The following is a 14322-nucleotide window of genomic DNA, read 5'->3' on the forward strand; positions in this document are numbered from 1 at the left end:
CGCATGATCGAGGCGGGCACGGTGATGCGCGACCTGTCGCTGGAGAACCCGATCAGGGCCATCCGCGAGGTGTCGCACGACATGACCGGGCGGCGGCGGGTGCGGCTGGCCAACGGCCGTGAGGCGTCGAGCCTGGAGATCCAGCAGGAATACCTGTCCAAGGCCAAGGACTTCGTCGAGCGCCGCGGCGGCGACGCGATCGCGCGCCGGGTGCTGGAGCTGTGGGAGCGGACGCTGCACGCGGTCGGCACCGGCGACCTCGACCTGGTGGCGCGCGAGATCGACTGGGTGACGAAATACCAGCTCATCGAGCGTTATCGCAAGAAGTACGATCTGCCGCTGTCGTCGCCGAGGGTGGCGCAGCTCGACCTGGCCTACCACGACGTGCACCGCAAGCGCGGCCTGTTCTACCTGCTACAGCGCCGCGGCTTGGTGGAGCGGGTGGCCTCCGACATCAAGATCTTCGAGGCCAAGTCTGTGCCGCCGCAGACCACCCGGGCGCGACTGCGCGGCGAGTTCATCCGCAAGGCGCAGGAGAAGCGGCGCGACTTCACCGTCGACTGGGTGCATCTCAAGCTGAACGACCAAGCCCAGCGCACCGTCCTGTGCAAGGACCCGTTCCGCAGCGTCGACGAGCGGGTGGACAAGCTCATCGCCGACATGTGAGTCAGCGGCGCCGCTGACCACCATCATCGTGCGGGATAACCAGTCGACGGGTACGCGGTCCTGTCCGAGTTCGATGGGCGGCAAACATGGTCGCCGCAGATTGGCGAGATGGGTGTCACCGAAGGCTGTCGTTCCGGCGCGCACTCCACACTGCCAGACCGGCCGCCAGGACGAGAACGCCGGCGAGCCAGAGGATGCCCTGCAGCGGCAAGGCATCGACGATTGTGCCGCCGGCCAGCGCGCCGAGACCGATCGAGAGGTTGAACACCGCCACCCACAGAGCGGAGGCTTCCTCGACCGCTTGTGGCGCGGACTTGATCATCCATGTCTGGAGGCTCGTGGAGACCCCGCCGTACACCAGGCCCCAGACGACGAGCAGCGTTACCCCGCCCGCGGCGGTGAGCCCTGCCAGGGGGTAGAGCAGCACGGTAACCCCCAAGGCGGCGGAGATGGACAGGACCGTCCGATGGAGCCGTTTCGCCACGGCGGCACCCGCGACGAAGTTCCCTGCGACGCCTGCCAGGCCGAATCCGAACAGCAGTGGCCCGACGAGTTGCGCGTCGATGCCGGACAGATCCTGCAGCACGGGGCTGATGAACGTGTAGGCCGCGAAGTGGCCGGTCACGATCAGGAAGGTTGCCAGAATGCCGATCCGGACGCCCTGGTTGCGGAACTGGTCGGCCAGCCGGCGCAGGCCGACGGGTTGAGCAGCGGTCAACGGTGGCAGCACAGCCAGCAAGGAGACCAGCACGACCAGTGCGAGGGCGCTCAAGGCGCCGAACGCGATCCGCCAACTCGCCAGCCCGCCGATCACCGTGCCGATAGGGACGCCGAAGACGTTCGCGGCCCCGACACCGCCGAAGATGATCGCCGTGGCCCGCGGCACGAGCGGGGCGGGGACGAGCCGGACGGCCAGACCGCCGGCGATGGCCCAGAATCCGCCGATCGCCACCCCGACCAGCACGCGGGCGGTGATCAGAAGTGGATAGTTCGGGGCCAGGGCGGAGGCCAGGTTGGCGAGCGTCATGAGTCCCATCAAGGCGACGAGCAAGAGCCGGCGATCCATCCTGCCGACGAGTACCGGGACCGATGGTGCCGCGACGGCGGCGACGATGCTGGGGACCGTGACCATCAAGCCCGCCGCACCCTCAGAGACCGACAGCGCCGAGCCGACGGGGGTGAGCAGTCCGATGGGGAGCTGCTCGGCCGTCACCAGGAGAAATGTGCCGAAGGCCACGGCGGACACCGCGATCCAATGATTCTTCGCTGACGCGTCTCGCCGAGCCGTCGTAGAGTCCGTTGCCGTCACGTCGTGTCTCCCCTCTTATTCGGGAGCGATCGCTCCCATATGACGGCACACCCTAATACGGGAGCGATCGCTCCACAACCTTGGTAGAGTGGCGAGCATGGCACGGCCCAGGGAGTTCGACGAGCAAGACGTGATCGCCAAGGCGACCGACCTGTTCTGGCGTCGCGGCTACAACGCCACGTCCGTCCGCGACCTGGGCGCCGAGCTCAGACTCAAGCAAAGCAGCCTGTATCGGACCTTCAACGACAAGCGCACACTGTTCTTGCGGACGCTGGACCACTATCGGGCGACGGAGTCCACGCAAGCCGAAGAGCAGCTCAACGCCGCCGGTCCCAGCCTCGAAGTCCTGCGAGAGTGGTTGATCTGGATGATCAGCCACGAGGCCGGTCGCGGCTGCTTCGTGGTCAATACGGCTGCCGAACTCGGCACCACCGACCCCGAGGTCCAGCAGAGGACCGAGGCCGCGTTCGAAGTCACCAGGAAAACCCTGGCGTCACTGCTCCGCCGCGGCATCCGCGACGGCGACCTGCCCGCCGCATTGGACGTCGACGCCGCAGTGGAGCTGCTGTTCACGACGGTGCTCGGACTACGCGTACGCGAACGCACCGGACACGACGTCAAACGACTCGCCACAGCAATCGACTTCACCATCAAAACGCTCGCGACATCTGCGACCTGACCGGCAGAAGGGCACCTCGGCCGAGATCTCCGTGCAGGTCGCTGCGTGCCGCCACCGCTACGCCGGCGTCTCTAATTCGGTACCCCTGCGAGGGGTGCTGTGCCAAGGTTCTGCAGAAGATCAGGCGAACCGAGGGCTTCGATGTGGAATGGGCGCAGTGCGGTCGGAGGAATGGGATGAGCGAGAAATGACCGAGCTGGACCTGCCCCCGGCCGACCACCCCGCGCGCCTTGAGCAGGGGCACCCGTTCCGGCAGTGGAAGACCTGGCGGATGCCCGGCAGCGAGTTGACCCTCACCGGCTACTCTCGCGCGAACGACAAGACGTTCTTTCACATCCCCGAGCTGCGGTGCAGCCTCGACGCGGGGTTGTGCGAGGGGCGACAGGTGGACACGGTCTTCCTGACCCACACCCACCATGACCATGCCAAGGACCTTGATTACCTGGCCGCCAATCCCGCCGGGACGGACATCTACCTGCCCGCCGAGGCGGTGCCGTACGTGGAGTCCTACTTACGCGCGTCCGCGGAGCTCAATCACGGAGCGGGGTTCGATCCCGCTCTGGCGGCAGGACACCGCTTGCACGGGGTGCGGCGCGGCGACGAGTTCGGCTTCGGACGCCGGGGACATCACGTGCGGGTGGTGGAGTGTGAACACAAGGTGCCCTGTGTGGGGTACGCCTTCTCGGAGCGGAGCAAGGCGCTACGGCCGGAGTTCGAGCAGTTGCGACTGTCCCTGATGGAGCAGGGCAGGGGCGGTGAGTTCGGCCGGATCATGGCGCGGAACCGCAAAGAGGGGGTCGCAGTCGACCACGAGGTCCGGCGACCGCTGTTCGCCTTTCTTGGCGACACTCATGTGAATGTGTTCGCCCGCAACCCGTGGTTGTTTGAATACCCGGTCATCATCACCGAGTGCACGTTTCTGGATGACACCGAGTTGGAGCGCGCGGACCGGATCGGGCATACGGTCTGGAGCCGGCTGCGGCCCGTGGTCGAGGCCCATCCGCAGACGCTGTTCGTTCTGACCCACTTCAGCCTGCGCCACTCCGACCAGCAGGTCCTCGCGTTCTTCCGGCAGCAGTGGGAGCAGGCGTCGCGGCCGGACAACAACGTTTTCCTGTGGGTTCACCCGGACAGCCACCTGCCCGAGCAGCACCAGCACCGCACTTCCTAAACCCTGACACTCAAATGCCCACGGGTCCGCCCCCGGGATAAGGGGCGGACCCGTTCGTATCAGGGACCCGTTCGCATCAGTAGGGGAAGACCGGGTAGCCGTTGTAACCGCCGCCGACGCACGTGCGCCCGGTCGGGCTCAGCCAGTCAGGGACGACCACCCCGCCCGCGAACACGCACTGGGTGACGGTGATGTACTCGCGGGCGGCGGCCTGAGCGGTTGCGGCAGGGGCGAGTGTCAGCGCACCTGCCGCGGCCGCGGAGACGAGGGTGAGGGTGAGGAGCAGACGACGCATAGGACTCCTATCACGGAGGGTTATTGAGCCACTACCTATGGTTACCTACGCGCCCGCCCGCCAAACTGCGACAAGGCCGCTAACAGTTGCCGAAGGCCGGGAGGCCGAGGATGCGGAGTGCGAGCCATTCGATGGCCAGCGGCCCGCCCTCGATGGCCCCCGTCACATGGTTCGGAGCCGGGAGCGATGTCCAGCGGAGGTTGACGCCCGCCCGGCAGTACTCCGAGCGCAACGTGGCCGAGATCGCCTGCGGGATGATCTCGTCGCCCTGGGCGTGGTAGATGAACATCGGGACACGCGGCGCGATCGCCCCGAGGCGGTTCTCGGCGAGCCGGGCCAGCCACTTGGGCTGGTTCATCAGGTCAACGGGGCTCAGGTCGGAGAAGCGCAGGCCGGCGAGCTTGTCCAGGTCGCCCACGCAGTCGTCCGCCGCGTCCGCGAGCAGGGCGCGCCCGCGGTCGTTGAGGTCGGCGTTGAGATCGAGTTCCGGGTAGGCGGCGTCGAAGCCGACCCCGGCCGCGGCGGCCAGCCCGAAGTTGGCATCGCCGTCGAGGTGGTCCGCCACCGCGTGCAGGTCCGCCGGGACTCCGCCCGCGGCCACGCCCTTGAGCCGCAGCTCCGACGCGTACGACGGCTGGAGCTGGGCCGCCCAGGCGGCCGACGCGCCGCCCTGCGAGTAGCCCATGACCGCGACCGGCCCGCCCGTGGACAGGCCCGAGCCCGACACGCGCGTGGCGGCCCTGATCGAGTCCAGTACGGCGTGACCCTGTGAGATTCCCGCCATGTACGTATGCACGCCGGGTGTGCCGAGGCCCTCGTAGTCGGTGATGGCCACCGCGAACCCCTTGAGCAGGAACAGGCTGACCAGCGCGAGCTCCGCCTCGCCGCCCCGGCTCATGCTGGCCGAGGGCGCGCACTGGTCGCCGAGTCCGTGGGTGCCGACGGCGTACCCGATGATCGGGCGCTTGCCCAGCGGGTAGCTCGCCTTGGGCACGAGCAGGGTGCCGGACACGGCGTTCAGCGAGCCGGTGGCGGAGGTCGAGCGGTAGAGCAGGTGCCAGGCGTTCACCGGGACTTCGAGCAGCTTGCCCGGCAGCAGGTAGACGGTGGTGGGCTGGGCGGTGACCACGTCCCCCGCCGCGGCCGCGCGGGCAGGCGGCGCCGCGACGAAGGAAGCGATCAGTAAGAGGATCATGGTCATGCTGACGCGGACACGTAACCTCATGTGCCACCCCTCTCCGTGGGGTTCGCTCAGGGGAAGGCGGCGCCGCGAGCCGATCGTTACCCGGCAGTAACCTCGTGTCAAGGCCCGAAACGACGGCGAATCCGAGCCGTTGTCAGACTGCCTCCCGCGCCACATAACACTGGCCACGACCGCATCACCGGGCCGCCCCGAAACGGTGAACTCCACTGCGACGGTCGGGCACCATGGACGGATGGATGCTGGTTCGGTGACCTTTCTGCGCGAACTACTCGCCGAGACCGGCTGGGTGGAGCGCACCCGCGAGCTCGGCCTGGCGCTGCGGACCACCCGCTCGCCCGGCGGCCTGATGCTGGTGGGCACGCCCGACGACGAGCCGTGGCATCTGACTGCGCATCTCGCCGACGAGGCCCGGCTCTCCGAGCTGCCGCAGCTAGCCCCCACTCTGGTCCGTTGGAAGCCGCCCGCCGACGCCCCGGCCCACCTGCGCGTCGGCCTCGACCGGATTCAGCGGGCGGGGCGCGGCGAGACGCTGTTCGTGGTGGCCGAGCAGGACGCGCCCGTGCCGCTGCTCGAACGGGTCAACGACGCCCGCCGTACGGGGGCGACGATCCTGGCGCTCGAAGGCGGCGACACGGCGCTGGAGGGGCTGGCGCACGACGCGATCGCCGTGCCACGGCTCGGGCCGGTGACCTTCGACGGCGCCCAGCACCTGGTCAGCATGGCCGCGGGCGAGCTGCCGGCGCGCCCGGGGCTGCGCGAGCGCCTGGCCCGCCTGCTGGAGAAGGTCAACGGTCCCCAGGTCGCCGACTGAGGCTCATACCCCGGCGTTGGTGAGCCTTCTGGCGAGTGCCCGTACATGGTCCTTGAGCTCGGGCGGGTCAAGGACCTGGAAGTCGATGCCCTTGAGCGCGACATAGAGGGCGATGGTGTCGAGGGAGTCGCCGCCGGCGTAGAAGAGGCAGCTGTCCGCGTCGCGGTGTTCGAGACGGCCCGCGGTAGGTGAGGTGTGTTCGGCGACGACGTCGAGCGGCGCGTGGAACAGGATGGTCGCTCGATACCGGTACGGGGAACTCGTGAGGGCGTTGGAGACATAGGCGTGTACGCCCTCGGCGGGTTCGGCCCGAGGCGTGAAACGTGGCCCGGGCTGTGGAGCCGAGTCCATACGGTCGACGCGGAAGGTACGCCAGTCGTCGCGGTCGAGGTCGAAGGCGAGCAGGTACCACCGCCGGCCGGTGTGGACGACGCGGTACGGCTCGACGCGGCGGGTGCGCTGCTGGTACCCGAAGCGGATGCCTTCGTGGGCGCGGCAGGCGGCGGCCAGGGCGGTGAGCAGATCGGGATCCACCGTCGGGCCGGGGCCGGTCAGCGGCAGGATGGCCGACTGCATCGCACCGACGCGGTGGCGCAGCCGGGAGGGCAGAACCTGTTCGAGCTTGGCGAGGGCGCGGAGCGAGGTCTCCTCGATCCCGGTGACCGTGCCCGTGGCGGCGGCGCGCAGGCCGACCGCGACGGCGACGGCTTCGTCGTCATCGAGCAGCAGCGGCGGTAGGGCCGCGCCGACCCCCAGCCGATAGCCGCCGGTGATGCCGGTGGCGGACTCCACCGGGTAGCCGAGGTCGCGGAGCCGGTCGACGTCGCGGCGGACGGTACGGGTGGTGACACCGAGGCGTTCGGCCAGCTCCGCGCCTGACCAGTCGGGGCGGGACTGGAGCAGGGACAGCAGCCGCAGCAGCCGCGCCGAGGTTTCCAACATCCGCGCGCAACTCCCTCCGAGGGTATGAGGACCGGACCTGTCCTCAATGGTTCCTAGTGTTCCTCGTACCGGGGTCGCCCGGGAACCCTCGAAACCAAGGAGAGCTTCATGATCCTCGTCACCGGCGCCACCGGAAACGTCGGCCGCCACGTACTCGACGTGCTGGTCGCCAACGGCCACGCCGTACGTGCCCTGAGCCGGTCCCCGCAGCAGGCGGTGTGGCCGGCCGAGGTCGACGTCGTCGCCGGCGACCTGGCCGACCCGGCGTCGCTGAACGCGGCCCTGACCGGTGTGGAGTCGGTCTTCCTGTTCGCCGTACCGGGCTGTGGGCCCGCGTTCGTCGCCGCCGCCCAGCGGGCCGGCGTGCGCCAGGTCGTGCTGCTGTCCTCCGGCGGGGTCGACGACGACGCGGAGGTCCAGGACGGGCCGATCGCCGCCTACCACGCCGAGATCGAGCACGCCCTGCGCGGCTCCGGCCTGGCGTGGACCTTCCTGCGCCCGGACGTGTTCGCCGCCAACAGCCTCATGTGGGCCGGGCAGACCAGGTCCGGCGACGTGATCCGCGGCGCCTACGCCGACGCGGCGTCCGCCCCGGTGCACGAAGCCGACATCGCCGCGGTCGCCGTGGCCGCCCTCACCGAGGACGGGCACGCCGGTCAGGTCTACCGGCTGACCGGGCCTCAGTCCCTCAGCCACGCCGACCAGGCCGCCATCCTCGGTCAGGCGCTCGGCCGACCCATCAGCTACGCCGAACTACCCGCCGAGACCGTACGCCAGGCGATGAGCGCCCACGTGCCGGGCCCGATCCTGGACAGCATTCTCGCCACCTGGGCCGCCTCCGTCGGCCGCGTCGCGCCCACCACCACCGACATCGAGAAGGTCACCGGTCGTCCCGCGCGCGGCTACCACGAGTGGGTCCTCGACCACGCTGCCGCGTTCTAGCCACGAGACATCATTCAAGGAGACCTTGCGTGTCAGACATGAGCGAAACGATCATGCCGTTCCGGATCGACGTCCCCCAGTGCGATCTCGATGACCTGCACCGCCGGCTGTCCGCCGTGCGGTGGCCGAGCGAGCTGCCCGACGTCGGCTGGAGCCGCGGCGTTCCCCTGGCCTACCTCAAGGAGCTGGCCGAGTATTGGCGCACCTCGTACGACTGGCGTGGGCACGAGGCCGCGTTGAACGACATCCCGCAGTTCACCACCGAGATCGACGGGCAACGGGTGCACTTCATGCACGTACGTTCCCCGCACCCGGATGCCCTGCCCCTGATCCTCACCCACGGCTGGCCTGGATCGGTGGTCGAGTTTCTCAAGGTCATCGGCCCGCTGACCGATCCGGCCGCGCACGGCGGAGACCCGGCCGACGCCTTCCACCTGGTCATCCCGTCGCTGCCCGGCTTCGGATTCTCCGGCCCCACGCGAGAGACCGGGTGGAACAGCGGCCGGATCGCGCGGGCGTGGGCGCGGCTGATGAGCCGGCTCGGCTACGACCGGTACGGCGCGCAGGGCGGCGACCTCGGCGCCCTGGTCACCCCGGAACTCGGCCGCACCGCCACCGGGCAGGTCATCGGTGTCCATGTCAACGCGGCCTCCTTCGGGTTCATCCCGTTCGGGGAGGTCTCGGACGAGGAGCGGGCCACGCTGACCGACGCCGAGCGGGCCCGGCTCGGACGGGTGAAGGAGTTCATGGACGACCAGAGCGGCTACTTCAAGATCTCGGCCACCTGGCCGCAGACGGTGGCGTACGCCCTCACCGACTCACCGGTCGGCCAGCTCGCCTGGCTCGTCGAGAAGTTCAAGGAGTGGAGTTTCCCCGCCGCCGACCTGCCCGAGGCCGCCATCGACCGGGACCTGCTGCTGACCGACGTGATGCTCTACTGGCTCACCGGCACCGCCGGTTCCGTCGCCAACCTGTACTACGAGAACATGCACGCCAGCACCTGGCACACCAAGCCGGCCACCACACCCACCGGCGTCGCCGTGTTCGCCCACGACCTGCCCATCCGCCGCTACGCCGAATACGGCAACAACATCACCCACTGGTCGGAATTCGACCGCGGCGGCCACTTCGCCGCCGTGGAAGCACCCGACCTGCTCACCGCCGACATCCGGACCTTCTTCCGCCCGCTCCGCTAGCGGCGCCCGGCTACCCACCCCTTGAGGACCCTTCGTGCCACGCCTCACCACCCGCGCGACGCGACCCGGCCGCGCTGGCCCACGCGGCCCGCGCCTGGGTGCCGCTGGTACAGGTCCCGCCGCGGCGGCCACGCCTGGTCACCTTCCGGGACGAGCGGGGCCGTGAACTGTTCGACCTTCCCGACGCGCCGCGGCCGGATCCGGACACCCCGGCCCCGGTGCGTTTTCTCTACGACTTCGACAACCTGCTGCTCTCCCACGACGACCGCAGCCGCGTGGTCACTGTCAACTACGCCGACCAGGGCTTCGGCAGGACGAACGAACAGCCCCGGTCCGTACTGGTCGACGGCTACGTAGCCGCCACCTGGAAACTCGCCACCAACCGCGACACCGCGACCTTGACCGTGCGCCCATTCCGGAAACTGACCGCGGCCGAGCACGAACAACTCGACGCCGAAGGCGCCCGGCTACTCGCCTTCCTCACGCCCAGCACCACAGTCCACGACATCGTGCTCCATTGGCATTAAACCCGACAAATCGGACGCCAATGGTATTGCTGAACGAAGTGATTTCCTTACACATAGTTGACTAAACCAGCCAAACGGGAATACTAGATTTCCCGTTTGGCCGTCGTTCCACTGAGACCGAGGATGCCCATGTCGCCCGGCACCGCCATGCCTCCGGCAGAACCGCACCAGGCACGTAGCGGTACCGGCGTCGCGGAAGGGCTTGTACCACGCCGACCCGGCCCCCGTCGGCCGCCGCGTGAGACCGGCACGCGCCGCTAACGGGCCCTTCGGCGGTCGACACCCTCCCCGCCTGCTCTCCCCGACCCCAGGACTGTCATGCCGCCAGACTCTTTCAGCGTCCCGATAACGATCGGCGCCGCCGTTCTCGCCATCGCCCTCGCGGGCGTCGTCATCTTCCACATACGCCTACGCCGCGACCTCGCCCAGGTCCGTGGGGAGCTCGTTCAGGCCCGTCAGGCTCACGAGCACCTGACGCGCGAGACCAGCGCCAGGAACCAGTGGCAGGCGCAGGTGGAGCGCCAAGCTCAGGAGAGCGCGGAGCAGACCCGCGAGGCGCGCGCCCAGCAGGACCTCCTGCACGCCGAGACCGAGCACCTGATCTCGAAGCGGATACCCGCCCTGCTGTCCCACCTGCGTGCCCCGCACGTGATCGTGCCCGGCGTGCAGAACCCGGCGCTGGCCGGCACGGACATCGACAGACAGCACCGCGCCATCCTCGAAGCGCTCACCCGCGGCGTCCGCGAGGAAGGCGAGCGCATCGACGAGGCGGCCCAGGCCGTCGTCAGGGGCGCGATGTCCCGCGTGCAGACCCAGGCGCTGCGCGCCCAGGACCTGCTGGCCGGCGTGCAACAGCGCTACAGCGGTGACGAGCACACGGCGCTGCTGCGCGAGGTGCTGGGGCTCGACATGTTCAACGAACTGATGATCCGTCGCGTGCAGGTCACCGGCATCGCCTGCGGCGCCACGCCCGGCCTGTCACGTGACGACACCTACCTGGTGGACCTGATGGTGGGCGCCATCTCCCGCGTGGAGAACTTCGAGCAGCGCGTCGAGGGCCCGGCCAACCACCTGCGACGCCGGATCGGGGTCGCCGCCCGCGCCGCGGAGTCGATCCTGCTCATCACGGCCGAGCTGCTGGCCAACGCGGTCCACCACTCCCACGGCACGCTCAAGGTGACCATCGCCGTGCACGAGACCAACACCGGCGCCGCCATCGTCATCGACGACGCCGGTGTCGGCCTCAACGAGGACCAGTACGCCCGCGCGACCCGCCTGCTGAGCGGCACCCACCCGGTCCGCCTGGTCGACCTGGGCAACCCGCCCCACACCGGCTGGGCCGCGATCGGCCGTCAGGCCGCGCACTACGGCATGCAGGTCACGGTCAAGAAGAGCGCCTTCGGCGGCGTCCAGGCCGTGCTGAACATCCCCACCGCCCTGCTGGTGGAGATGCCGGAGGACAGCCGTCCGTCGGTGCTGGCGCCCGAGCCGATCCGCGCCGCCGTCCCGGCCGCCGCCACCGCCCTCCGGTCGGCGCACGTGGCAGCCGTCCCGGCCCCAGCACCGGCCCCGACCCCGGCCATCCGGCTGGAGCCCGTCACCTCCTCCGTACGACCCGAGCCCGCGGCGACGCCCCGTACGGAACCCGCGACGACCCCCGAGCAGCGACTGACCCCTGCGGGGGATCTCGCGCCACTGCCACAGCGCCGCCGCCAATCGCCGACCGGGCCGAGGCCCAGCAGAAGCCAGGGCGGCTCGGACGACAGGTTGCTCACCACCCCGGAGGAGGCCCAGAAGCGGTGGGGAGACTTCCAGGTCGGAGCCGAAGCGGGCCGCCGCGAAGCGCTCCCGCCGCAACAGCAGCATGACATCACCGAAGGGATTTGACCGCTCCATGGATGCTCACAGCGCTTCCAGCCGTGTTCAGACCAAGGGTCGCCCGTTGTCCCTCGACGTGTCCTGGGTCCTGTCGCCGCTGCTGGCAGTGCCCGGTGTCGCCCGCGGCGTGGTGCTGAGCCGTGACGGGCTCATCCTCGGCGGCTCCGCTGACGTGACCGCCGAGACCGGCGAGCGCGCCGCCGCCATGACGAGCTCCGTGCTGGGGGCGGCCCGCGCCCTGTGCGACGGCCTCAGCAACGGCGCCGACGGCGAGGTGGTGGACATCGTCATCTCCGCCGGCAGCGGCGGCTACTACTACATCGCCCCGGCCGGCGACCGCGCGGCCATCGTCGTCGCCGCCACCGGCACGGTCAACATCGGCGCGCTCGCCTTCGAGGTGCAGCTGCAGGTGCAGAAGCTGGTCAAGGCTCTCGACGAGGCCAGCGCGGCCAGGGTGCCGGGCGTCCGGACATGACCTCCGGACGGCGGCGGCGTGTCGTCCCGGACTACATGGCCGCCGCGAGGCTGACCGTGCCCGAGCACATCAACGTCGAGCGCACGACCCTGGTCTACATCGCGCCCGACGCCGCCACCAACGGGCTGGACCCGCCGGGGTCGCATCTGCTCGCCCTGCTGCGGGATGGGCCGTTGTCGGTGTACGAGTGCGCCGCGCACCTGGGCCTGCCGTACTGCGTGGTGCGGTTGCTGGTCGCCGGGCTGGTCGGGGGCGGAACGCTGCTGACCCGCGATCCGCCGGCCGCCGACCTGCCCGACATCGAGATCTTGGAGTTGGTGCTCAGTGGCCTCCGCGCTCTTTGACAGCGGCATCAGTACCGAACACATCCCGGTCAAGCTGGTCATCGCCGGGCCGTTCGGCGTGGGCAAGACGACCATCGTGAGCGCGCTATCGGAGATCGAGCCCCTCAACACCGAGGAGGTGCTCACCCAGGCGGGCACGCTGGTCGACGACCTCACCGGCGTGAACGAGAAGACGACCACGACCACCGCGATCGACTTCGGCCGCCTCACCCTGCCGGGCGTGGTGCTCTACCTGTTCGGAGCACCGGGACAGACCCGGTTCCAGGTCCTGTGGAACGAGCTGGTCCGCGGCGCGCTGGGGGTGCTGGTGCTGGCCGACACCCGCCGCATCGACGACAGCTTCGCCGTCCTCGACCTGGTGGAGAACGCCGGCATCCGCTACGCGGTGGCCGTCAACCACTTCCCCGACTCGCCGGACTACCCGCCGGAGGCCTTGCGCGAGGCGCTCGACCTGGGCCCGCGCACGCCACTGGTGGTGTGCGACGCCCGCGACCCCGCCTCCGCCCGCGCCTCGCTGATCGCGCTGGTGGAGCACATCAGAGAGCTGGTGCTGTCATGACTCTGCGCTATATGCCCGACGCCGGGCGCCTGTACGGAACTGAGTACGCCGGCGACCCGCAGGCGGTCTACGCGGATCTCCGCCGGCGGCACGGCGCGGTCGCCCCCGTGGAGATCGCCCCGGGCATCGAGGCCCACCTGGTGATCGACTACCAGGCCGCCCTGGACGTCCTCACCAATGTCGGCGGCGTCTGGAGCAAGAACCCCAGCGCCTGGCAGACGCGACTCCCCGACACCCCCGAGGCCGCGGGCATGATAGCCATGCTCGGCCACCGGCCCAACGCGCTGTTCTCCGACGGGGCCGAGCATGCCCGCTACCGCAAGGTGATCTCCGACTGCTTCCAGCTGGTCCAGCCGCACAAGCTGCGCCAGATGGTGATCGAGGTGTCGGACTCGCTCATCAGTCAGTTCGCCGCGAAGGGCGAGGCCGACCTGGTCGCCGACTTCGCCCGGCTCATCCCGGCCCGCATCTTCAACCTGCTCTTCGGGCGGCCCGACTCCGACAGCGCCGGCTTGATCCAGGCCCTGGCGGACATGATGGAGGCTGACGGCGAGACGGGCGCGCGGGGCAGCGAAGCGTTCGGCCGCTACATCGGCGAGCTGATCCAGGGCAAGTACGCCCAGCGGGGCGACGACCTGACCTCCTGGTTCATCGACCATCCGGCCGCGCTGCAGACCGACGAGCTGGCGCAGAACATCGTGCTCGTGATGGCCGCCAGCTACGAGCCCACGGCCAACCTGATCTCCAACACGATCTCCCGGATGGTCAGCGACGACCGCTACTACAGCTCGCTCACCAACGGCGCGCTCAGCACGTACGACGCCCTCATGGAAGCCCTGCGCGCCGAGCCTGCCATGGCGAACTACGGCCCGTACTTCGTACGCCAGCCGGTGCACTTCCACGGCACCTGGATCCAGCCGGCCGAGCTGGTCCTCGTCTCCTACGCCGCGGCCAACACCGAGCCTGCCAACATTCCCGAAGAGCTGCGCTCGGACGGCGGCGCGTACCTGGGCTTCGGCGCGGGGCCGCACCGCTGCCCGGCCAGCGACCCGGCCGTGCTCATCGCCATGACCGCGATCGAACGCCTGACCTCTCACCTGTGCGACCTGGAACTGACCGTGCCGCGCGAGGAGCTCCTGTGGCGGCCCGGCCCGTTCCACCGCGCGCTGGCGCACCTACCGGTGCGCTTCACCCCCATCCGTCCAGATCAGCCTGGAGAATCCCCTTGGGTAGTACAGCCTCCGTCGTCCTTGACCCCTTCGGAGCAGACCTCCCCGGTGAGGTCCGTCGGCTACGTGACCTCGGCCCCCTGGTCCTCGTAGAG

15 protein-coding genes and 1 pseudogene are annotated in these 14322 nt (G+C 69.6%); 12 read left to right on the top strand and 4 right to left on the bottom strand.

Annotation, left to right across the window (positions count from 1 at the left end; genetic code table 11):
• Window positions 1–666: proteasome accessory factor PafA2 family protein (locus AB0B64_RS58815; protein WP_358205483.1), on the top strand; the 666-nt coding region annotated here is incomplete at its 5' end.
• 115 nt (window positions 667–781) lie between these two features.
• Here AB0B64_RS58815 and AB0B64_RS58820 read toward each other — a convergent pair.
• Entirely contained in the window at window positions 782–1912 is a 1131-nt protein-coding gene (locus tag AB0B64_RS58820; RefSeq protein WP_358205489.1) for an MFS transporter, read from the bottom strand.
• Window positions 1913–2072: 160 nt separating this feature from the next.
• Here AB0B64_RS58820 and AB0B64_RS58825 point away from each other — a divergent pair, with 160 nt between their 5' ends.
• Together AB0B64_RS58825 and AB0B64_RS58830 are read left to right on the top strand one after the other, a co-directional pair.
• On the top strand, window positions 2073–2654 hold the full coding sequence (locus AB0B64_RS58825) for a TetR/AcrR family transcriptional regulator (RefSeq protein WP_358205494.1): 582 nt from the start codon (window positions 2073–2075) through the stop codon (window positions 2652–2654).
• Window positions 2655–2841: 187 nt separating this feature from the next.
• The gene (locus AB0B64_RS58830; RefSeq protein ID WP_358205499.1) at window positions 2842–3825 is read left to right on the top strand and encodes an MBL fold metallo-hydrolase; all 984 of its coding nucleotides are present in this window, start codon (window positions 2842–2844) and stop codon (window positions 3823–3825) included.
• A gap of 76 nt (window positions 3826–3901) precedes the next feature.
• Here the strand turns inward: AB0B64_RS58830 and AB0B64_RS58835 are convergent, their stop codons facing one another.
• Window positions 3902–4120, bottom strand: coding sequence for a hypothetical protein (locus AB0B64_RS58835; protein ID WP_357961352.1), 219 nt, complete (start codon window positions 4118–4120; stop codon window positions 3902–3904).
• Window positions 4121–4199: 79 nt separating this feature from the next.
• Window positions 4200–5345: a lipase family protein gene (locus tag AB0B64_RS58840; protein ID WP_358205509.1), complete on the bottom strand. Its 1146-nt coding sequence runs from the start codon at window positions 5343–5345 to the stop codon at window positions 4200–4202.
• Between the two features lie 211 nt (window positions 5346–5556).
• Here AB0B64_RS58840 and AB0B64_RS58845 point away from each other — a divergent pair, with 211 nt between their 5' ends.
• A complete protein-coding gene (locus tag AB0B64_RS58845) occupies window positions 5557–6135 on the top strand; it encodes a hypothetical protein (RefSeq protein WP_357961346.1) in 579 nt (192 codons plus the stop codon).
• Window positions 6136–6138: 3 nt separating this feature from the next.
• Here the strand turns inward: AB0B64_RS58845 and AB0B64_RS58850 are convergent, their stop codons facing one another.
• Window positions 6139–7077 carry a YafY family protein gene (locus AB0B64_RS58850; RefSeq protein ID WP_358205517.1) on the bottom strand — a complete coding sequence of 313 codons (939 nt, stop codon included), beginning with the start codon at window positions 7075–7077 and terminating at the stop codon, window positions 6139–6141.
• A 108-nt stretch (window positions 7078–7185) separates the two neighbouring features.
• On the opposite strand from AB0B64_RS58850, the gene AB0B64_RS58855 reads away from it, so the two are divergent.
• The 8 genes and pseudogenes from AB0B64_RS58855 to AB0B64_RS58890 all read left to right on the top strand — a co-directional run bounded on the left by AB0B64_RS58855 (window position 7186) and on the right by AB0B64_RS58890 (window position 14320).
• Window positions 7186–8019, top strand: a complete 834-nt coding sequence (locus AB0B64_RS58855) for an NAD(P)H-binding protein (protein WP_358205520.1) — start codon at window positions 7186–7188, stop codon at window positions 8017–8019.
• Between the two features lie 53 nt (window positions 8020–8072).
• Window positions 8073–8594: pseudogene (locus tag AB0B64_RS58860) on the top strand (epoxide hydrolase); the annotation flags it as partial.
• 287 nt (window positions 8595–8881) lie between these two features.
• Window positions 8882–9742 (top strand): crosslink repair DNA glycosylase YcaQ family protein, encoded by an 861-nt coding sequence (locus AB0B64_RS58865; RefSeq protein WP_358205608.1) that lies wholly within the window; start codon window positions 8882–8884, stop codon window positions 9740–9742.
• Between the two features lie 318 nt (window positions 9743–10060).
• The gene (locus tag AB0B64_RS58870) at window positions 10061–11629 is read left to right on the top strand and encodes a hypothetical protein (RefSeq protein WP_358205525.1); all 1569 of its coding nucleotides are present in this window, start codon (window positions 10061–10063) and stop codon (window positions 11627–11629) included.
• 55 nt (window positions 11630–11684) lie between these two features.
• Window positions 11685–12095, top strand: coding sequence for a roadblock/LC7 domain-containing protein (locus tag AB0B64_RS58875; RefSeq protein WP_357961336.1), 411 nt, complete (start codon window positions 11685–11687; stop codon window positions 12093–12095).
• A complete protein-coding gene (locus AB0B64_RS58880; RefSeq protein ID WP_357961334.1) occupies window positions 12092–12439 on the top strand; it encodes a DUF742 domain-containing protein in 348 nt (115 codons plus the stop codon). The genes AB0B64_RS58875 and AB0B64_RS58880 overlap by 4 nt, the downstream gene beginning before the upstream one ends.
• Window positions 12420–12998: an ATP/GTP-binding protein gene (locus AB0B64_RS58885; protein WP_357961331.1), complete on the top strand. Its 579-nt coding sequence runs from the start codon at window positions 12420–12422 to the stop codon at window positions 12996–12998. The genes AB0B64_RS58880 and AB0B64_RS58885 overlap by 20 nt, the downstream gene beginning before the upstream one ends.
• Window positions 12995–14320, top strand: coding sequence for a cytochrome P450 (locus tag AB0B64_RS58890; RefSeq protein ID WP_357961328.1), 1326 nt, complete (start codon window positions 12995–12997; stop codon window positions 14318–14320). The genes AB0B64_RS58885 and AB0B64_RS58890 overlap by 4 nt, the downstream gene beginning before the upstream one ends.
• Window positions 14321–14322: the final 2 nt, after the last annotated feature.

This window comes from Nonomuraea sp. NPDC049129 (assembly GCF_040648495.1).
GTDB lineage: Bacteria > Actinomycetota > Actinomycetes > Streptosporangiales > Streptosporangiaceae > Nonomuraea.